The organism is Hydrocoleum sp. CS-953 (assembly GCF_002260545.1).
Taxonomy (GTDB): Bacteria; Cyanobacteriota; Cyanobacteriia; order Cyanobacteriales; family Microcoleaceae; genus Trichodesmium.
The window spans coordinates 1-7,794 of sequence record NZ_LGSU01001195.1 but is presented as its reverse complement, the minus strand read 5'-3'; the positions used below and the strand labels follow the sequence as shown (position 1 = coordinate 7,794).

5 protein-coding genes and 2 pseudogenes are annotated in these 7,794 nt (G+C 34.3%); 4 read left to right on the top strand and 3 right to left on the bottom strand.

Features of this window, described 5'->3' with window-relative positions; genetic code table 11:
• Positions 1-184: 184 nt before the first annotated feature.
• Positions 185-1,462: pseudogene (locus AFK68_RS19655) on the bottom strand (IS701 family transposase).
• A gap of 474 nt (positions 1,463-1,936) precedes the next feature.
• Positions 1,937-2,086, bottom strand: a complete 150-nt coding sequence (locus AFK68_RS37070; protein WP_168186558.1) for a hypothetical protein — start codon at positions 2,084-2,086, stop codon at positions 1,937-1,939.
• A 234-nt stretch (positions 2,087-2,320) separates the two neighbouring features.
• Here AFK68_RS37070 and AFK68_RS19650 point away from each other — a divergent pair, with 234 nt between their 5' ends.
• Together AFK68_RS19650 and AFK68_RS39290 are read left to right on the top strand one after the other, a co-directional pair.
• The gene (locus AFK68_RS19650; protein WP_094674365.1) at positions 2,321-2,527 is read left to right on the top strand and encodes a hypothetical protein; all 207 of its coding nucleotides are present in this window, start codon (positions 2,321-2,323) and stop codon (positions 2,525-2,527) included.
• Between the two features lie 660 nt (positions 2,528-3,187).
• Positions 3,188-3,466, top strand: a pseudogene (locus AFK68_RS39290) (hypothetical protein); the annotation flags it as partial.
• Between the two features lie 329 nt (positions 3,467-3,795).
• Here AFK68_RS39290 and AFK68_RS19640 read toward each other — a convergent pair.
• Positions 3,796-5,772, bottom strand: a complete 1,977-nt coding sequence (locus AFK68_RS19640) for an NHLP bacteriocin system secretion protein (protein WP_094674363.1) — start codon at positions 5,770-5,772, stop codon at positions 3,796-3,798.
• Between the two features lie 256 nt (positions 5,773-6,028).
• Between AFK68_RS19640 and AFK68_RS19635 the strand changes: the two genes are divergently transcribed.
• The gene (locus AFK68_RS19635; protein ID WP_210407510.1) at positions 6,029-6,319 is read left to right on the top strand and encodes a hypothetical protein; all 291 of its coding nucleotides are present in this window, start codon (positions 6,029-6,031) and stop codon (positions 6,317-6,319) included.
• Positions 6,320-6,514: 195 nt separating this feature from the next.
• Complete coding sequence (locus AFK68_RS19630) at positions 6,515-7,684, top strand: transposase (protein WP_246844295.1); 1,170 nt, start codon at positions 6,515-6,517, stop codon at positions 7,682-7,684.
• Positions 7,685-7,794 lie beyond the last annotated feature (110 nt).

The window sequence follows — 7,794 nt, the reverse complement described above, 5'->3', positions numbered from 1 at the left end:
TCTAGTGGGACTTACACAACTTAACTGGTAAAATTAGACTATAATGCTTGGTCTACAATAATTTTACGTCTCCCGCGATCGCTACTGAACTTACACAACATTTTACAGCTGATTTATCAAGTAAATTTTTAATTGCAAAAAGCGAGATTATATAAGACTTTGGGCGAAGTTTACACTTCTCATCTTAAGCCCAAATATAGCCCAAACTCTTTTTGTGAAAGGCAAAGACGTCAATGTTGTTAGTTAACCAGTTAACAAAACGGTGCATACATGGCTGTACGAAAAGCTTCTAAAGCATCAGTAAATGTCTTCAAAGGTTTATTTCCCCATTGCCAATGCACGTCCCCCAGTTAACTTATGACAAATGATAAAAGTATAAGCACGATCGGACCAGGATAAAATGACGTTCTAAACTCCATTTATCTCTAACTTGATACTCTTTTAATCCTAACCATCATGAGCGCTTCTCTGTAAAAAACCTCTATCCAATTTCTATTTGAGTAGCTATTTACTATCCACTCAGATGTTACTTTTTCAAGTTCAACATTGGTAATAAAATAATCAATTTCTGTGGCCTCTTCTATAGAACTAGCATTCATAACGCGCTTCAAAAGTTCTTTCTCCTTGAAGGCGTGAAATTGATGCTGTAAATGTTGTTACCCAAACGGTTTTTGTTTTTTCTACACTTAAGATAATCGGTTCAAATTCCTCCATTGGTATGCTTTTAGCGTGCTTCATCTATTCTAGTTTCTATTTCTTCATTGGATTTTTGTTTGACTACTATTTTTCGGTTTTTTGCGATTCCTCCTAAGTATTTTAATTCCCTAACTCCCAAGTTTTTTCAGAAATGTTGTATCCCATACCATAACCAGCATCAATTAAAACTATTCCTGGACGATGGCCTCTGTTGAGGCTGCGGTCTATTAGCTCTATTCCTATATCTGGCTTTTTCTGAAATAATTTATCATCTTTTCCCTCTGGTAAAGAACTTGAATGTTCATATAACTTAATATCTAAAGGGAAACTTTTTTTGCCATCGTATCGGATGAGTTGTTACAGTTACTATTCCATTATCTGTTTTACCGATTTCTCCAATATATTGTCGGCCGACTCCAGACGTAAAATTACCACTTTTTCGATGTCCAGAGTCATCTAAAATTAAACTAAATCCTTTCTTGAATTTGGTTTGGGAACGTTTGTTAATTATTTCTATACGACGTTGATTAATTTGAGTTGGTTGCCAAGGAGAATCTGCTATGAAATGATGTAACCGATTATAAACAACTCCAATAGAGTTATTGGCAATGTTCGTGATATGTTTTTTCTTTCACTTTCCCCTAGTAATCCACCCAAATAGTGGCGGAATCCTGTTTTTTGGGGTAGGTTTTTCCAACAATCATCAAACTGTTGACACCACCTTTCACGCGCAAGGGGGCATTGCAGTAGGGGTTGTTTCTTTCATAGATTCCGCGATCGCGGGAGACGTAAAATTATTGTAGACCAAGCATTATAGTCTAATTTGGCCAGTTAAGTTGTGTAAGTCCCACTAGNTAGATTCCGCGATCGCGGGAGACGTAAAATTATTGTAGACCAAGCATTATAGTCTAATTTGGCCAGTTAAGTTGTGTAAGTCCCACTAGTTAACTCTAGATAAAGCAAATATTCTGGAAAAGTCTCTGGCAAATTTTTCACTACCTATATATAGAAGTGAAATTTTCATCTTTTAAGAAAACTGGTAAAAAGTTGAGGGTCCGGTTGAGGCGATCGCTCCACAAAGAGAAAATATCTACTTACGTCTGGAAAGAGCAGATATTCTAGAAAAGTCTCTGGCAAATTTTTCACTATCTATATATAGAAGGAAAATTTTCATCTCCTCATAAAAACTGGGAAAAAGTCGATGGGAGGCTTGAGGCAATTGCTCGACTTCAGCAAATCTCTACTTACCTCGCTCAAGAGCAAATACTCTGGAAAAGTCTCTGGCAAATTTTCGACTATCTATATGAGGAAAACTGGCAAAAAGTCGAAGGGAGGCAAGAGTCGCTCGCTCCACAAAGAGAAAATCTTTACTTATCTGTTGATTGAGCAAATATTCTGGAAAAGTCTCTGAGAAATTTTCGACTATCTATATATAAGAGTGAAATTTTCATCTTTTAAGAAAACTGGCAAAAAGTTGGGGGGTAGGCAAGAGGCGATCGCTCCACTTCAAAAAATCTCTAATTACTTCTAGAAAGAGCAAATATTCTGGAAAAGTCTCTGGCAAATTTTCGACTATCTATATATAGAAGGAAAATTTTCATCTCTAACAAAAACTGGCAAAAAGTTGAGAGGGTGGTTGAGGCGATCGCTCCACAAAGAGAAAATATCTACTTACGTCTGGAAAGAACAGATATTCTGGAAAAATTTCTGGCAAATTTTCGACTATCTATATATAAAAGTGAAATTTTCATCTCCTCAGAAAAACTGGCAAAAAGTTGAGGGGATGGTTGAGGCGATCGCTCCACTTCAGGAAATTTATACTTACCTCTAGAAAAAGCAAATATTCTGGAAAAGTCTGTGAGAAATTTTCGACTATCTATATAGGTCAGTCAAATTTTCATATCCTCAATTTGCTCCGAAACAGTTTATGGAAGATATAACTACTAAACCAAATTTAGTTGAGATTTTCGGTAATTGTAAAATCTCCTACTGAGATTACTATTAAAGTCAATACTGGAAAATCAAAAATTCTTGCCAAATTAAATCATTTGTGGTTTGATGGGTATTTGGTTATCCAGTTCATAGAATATCTATTCCGAAACAGTTTATGAAAGATACAAACACTGAAACTAAACCAAATAAAGTTGGTACAACAGAAGCAGCTTTTCTTTTAAATATTTCTACTGCTAGACTCAGATTACTTCTCAGGCAAGGTCGTCTCAAAGGAGCCGAAAAAGTTAAACGGTTGTGGGTAATTCCTTTAAATGGTAGAGGAATGCCAGAAATTACCCCTGGTCGCCGTGGTCCTGAAGGAACTTGGAATAAAGGATTCCGCACAGGCAATACTTTTATCCATGTATTGCGAAGAGAAATTGACCATAACCGAGACCACGGCACATCTTTTCCAGCCATTTCTGTTAAACAAGGAGACAGAAATGACCGCTGCCACGAAGTAGAAATTCTGGGAAACTGCAAAATTGTCTATCGACCNAATACTTTTATCCATGTATTGCGAAGAGAAATTGACCATAACCGAGACCACGGCACATCTTTTCCAGCCATTTCTGTTAAACAAGGAGACAGAAATGACCGCTGCCACGAAGTAGAAATTCTGGGAAACTGCAAAATTGTCTATCGACCTCATAAACCTAACAGAAGTCAAGCAGGTGGTGCCCGTCTCTGGATTGAGACAGAGCCTGATGTTGAAATTATTCGCAAATTTTTCCGAGATACGGAACTAGACGAAAATCAACCCCAAAATGCTAGTTAATTTAGAGTCTGATTTTTAGATTCAACTAATGTTTATTTTAAATATATTAAATAGTGGTGTCGGCTTGTTTAACTTTGAGGCTGGCATTGTAGATTGTTATGCAAGTAATTAGACATCTCCAAAAATTGATAAGATTCCTCTATCATTTGACTTCAGGCTACTTGCAATGTCAAATATAGTTGCGTAATTTTATGACAGAATAGGTAATTAATTTTGTATAGCCACTTATTACCCGACTTGTTGTAAAAAACCCCTTACTTCCCCTAAATAATAATCAGGATTTTGAGTTTTATAAGGAAGTGGAGCTTAATGCACCTGACTTTTGAATTCTAAATTCCGCTCCATTCTCTTAGTATTGGCAAAACAAAAGTAATAGGCGCTCTTTCCTCAACTTTTACTCGTGTTGTTATAGTCGTACCCGCAGTTAATTTTTGTTGTGGTCCTTTACTTGAAGACCATTGATAACCACTGAAGGTATTATCATCTTTTTTAAGTTGAGCATAAGCTTCAATTTGCCCGCCACTTTCCCCAATAATATTTTCTACAATTTCTGGATTTCCTACTACAAAATTTGCACCTTCTTTAGTCACAGGAAAATTAGAAATAGAAGTAATATTACCAATAATTCCGCCAAATCTTTCTCGTTTCACAGTATCGGGAGTAATATTAATTTCCATATCAAATTTAATCAGCTTGCCATCTTTAACAGGGAAATAACTAACCATTACTAATTCAGATGTAGACCTTCCTTGAACATTAATTTTACCCAGAGAAGTACCAGGATTTACATATTGTCCGACAGTGCTTTTAATTTCCAAAACACATCCATCTACCGGACTAATAATTTTACTATTATCAGCCACCTCTTTTTCCAACTTAGCAATTTCTCGGTTAACCTCTTCTATTTGATTTTTGCGACTATTAGCTGCTTCTAAATTTTCTTGTTCCAAACGTTTTCTCTGGGTATCTAAATCTTGTAAATCTACTTTTAACTGTGCAATTGTATTCTGGTTTTCTAAATATTTTTCCAGGGCTTCCGTTTCTTGTAATTTAACTTCCTGTAACTGTACTTTTATTTCATTAATTTGATTGAGATTATCGAGAAATTGTTTAGAATTTTCCGTCGTTTGTGAATCTAACGCCTGTAACTCAGTTTCAATTTCTCTAATAGTATTGATATTATCTAAATATCTCTGGTTAGTTTCTACTTCCTCCACTTCTAAATCTTTGAGTTTATCCTCAATTTCGCTAATATTACTGAAATTTTCTAAATATTTTTCTGTAGTTTCTGTTTCCTGTACTTCTAATTGTTTTAATTCAGCTTCAATTTGACCAATAGACTGTAAATTTTGCCGAAATTCTTGTTCTGTTTGTAATAAATTATCTTGAGAAATAGCACCCTCCTCAAATAATTCCTGACGTTGTGTTAATCTCTTCTGAAAAATAGGAACTAACTCTTTAGCATCCTTCAAACGTTGTTGTAAACTTTCTCGTTGTTGTTGTAATGCTAACTCATTTTTATCTCGCAAAATAGGAGTTAAATTTTTAGCATTTTCTAAGCGTTGCTGAAGAGTAATTTTTTGTTCAGCGATCGCCTGTAATTTTTTATCTCTCAATTCGGGAGTTAATTGTTTAGCATCTCCCAAACGTTTTTCTAAACTTGTTCGTTGTTTATTAATTTCCTGTAATTTTTCCTCTTTTAATATGGGAGTAACAGCTTGCATATCCTGTAAACGTTGCTCCAAAGTCTGGCGTTTTTCCCGGAGTGCTTTTAAAGTATTATTTTGTAGAGTAGGTGTAAGATTTTGAGTATCTTGCAAACGTTGTCTTAAACTTTCCGCTTTACTTGTCAAACCATCTATTTCTAATTCAGTTCGTTGACTTTCTAACTGTTGAGTATCTACTGCTTGAGTTTGCAGAAGAATTAGCTTTTCCTGTTGTAACTCTAACTGTTTTTTAAGTTGAGATGGATCGATAGTTGCCAGTACATCATCTTTTTTGACACACTCTCCATCCCTAATTTTTAGAGACTCTAAATTACCTTGAATTGCTGATTGAAATTCTACTACTTGTCGGGGGCGAATTAATACTCCTTTTCCAGTTACAGTAATAGGTATTTTGCCAAAAATACTCCATAAAATACTACCTAATACTAGACCGCCAAATATGGCAAAAGATAGCCAGTCTTTGATATTAACTACTTGTATTAATTGGTCAAATTCTTCAGGGGAAGATATTTGTTCCCATGACTCTTGAGAAAAAATACGGCGTTTTGGGGAGTCATTTTTCGGTAGTTGAGTAGTCATTTTTTTTCAATTACTATCATAGAATACTATCATACAAGTGGAATAGCCCTCTGGGCTGTTCCCATTTGAGATAACAATACAAAAACACACAACAAACAAACAGATAAACAATTAGAGATACATGATTACATACATACATGACATTACACAGGCTGGAAGCCTGTGCCACAAATCATAGATAGATAACAAATAACAAACAAGAGATAGAGATATACTATTAAGTAAAAATCAACTGATTTAAGCTTCTAACAATTAGATGAAAAACCCAAAACTCAAAATTACAAAAAGAGATTTACCTCACTGGGAATTTGATGGAGCGGTATATTTCATAACTTTTAAAACCTGGCAAAGGCTTGAATTGACTCCAGCAGCTAGACAAATTGTTTTAGATGCTTGTCTTTTCTTTCATAGAAAGCGATATAATGTTTTTGTTTTAGTTGTTATGCCAGATCATGTTCATCTGTTAATACATCCTCTAGCTAAAGAGGAATCACAAGAATCACAGGAGAAATACTGGTCTATTAGTAGTATTGTAAAGTTTTATTGATTTTATAGAAAAACATAGGAAAACAACTAAAAATATCTTAGACTGAGAAAGGAAAGCAGAACAGCTCGTTAAATGTTTACAGGAGGGATAATGCAGTTAGTAGAACGTACTATTATTAAAAAAAATCNCAACTAAAAATATCTTAGACTGAGAAAGGAAAGCAGAACAGCTCGTTAAATGTTTACAGGAGGGATAATGCAGTTAGTAGAACGTACTATTATTAAAAAAAATCATCCCAATTATAAACCACTTGATGCTCTAGCTTTCTTGTCTAAAAATCTCTACAACATGGCTAACTACATAGTTAGACAAGAGTTTATTAATAAAGGAAATTATCTAAATTATAACAAGGTTCAAAAACTATTACAGTCGGGAGCAGATTATCAAGCAATACCGGCGAAAGTTTCTCAACAGGTTTTGATTCTTTTAGATAAAAATTGGCAAAGTTTTTTTCAAGCTATCAGAGCTTATAATGAATGTCCAAGCAAGTTTAAAAGCCGTCCGAAACTGCCAAAATATAAACATAAACAGAAAGGGAGGAATATTCTAGTTTATACAAAACAAGCGATTAGTAAACCTCAATTAGTCAAAAATCAGAAGATATTACTATCAAAAAGTGAGCTATTTTTTGAGAGTAAAATAAATTACTCTGCTCTGCAACAAGTGAGAATAATTCCTAAGCTTAATTACTATGTGGTAGAAGTGGTTTACGAAGCCATTGAAGTCAAATTAGATTTGTCTGAATATAATGTAGCTTCTGTAGATTTGGGAGTGAATAATTTGGCGACTGTAACATCAAATAAAAAAGGTTTTCAACCCTTAATTATTAACGGCAGACCAGTCAAATCAATTAATCAATTCTATAATAAGAAAAAGGGGAAACTACAGTCAGAATTAAAGGAGACTAAAAGTAGTAATCGAATCCAAAGATTATCGACAAAAAGAAATTTAAAGATTGATGATTATCTCCATAAGACTAGCAGATATATTATTAATCATCTGATAGGCTGGGAGATAGGAATTTTAGTAATAGGAAATAATCCTAACTGGAAACAAAGCCTAAATCTTGGCAAAAAAAACAATCAAAATTTTGTTCAAATTCCTTTTTTCAAGTTAATTGAACAGCTAAAATACAAAGCCAAATTAGTAGGAATCAAAGTCATAATTAATGAAGAAAGTTATACTTCAATTGCTAGTTTTTTAGACTGGGACGACTTACCAGTTTATCAAAAAGGTGTTAAACACAGATTTAGTGGTAAACGAGTGAAAAGAGGACTTTATAAAGCTTCAAATGGTGTCAAATACAATGCTGATGTCAATGGAAGTTTAAACACCGATACGAAAAGCAGTCCCAAACGCTTTTAGCAATGGGATAGAGGGTGTTGTAGTTCACCCCGTTAAGGTAACACTTAATTAAAACTAAGTCAAGGAATATTTTTCTATAGATTTAGTAACTATAATGCACAGCATCAAAA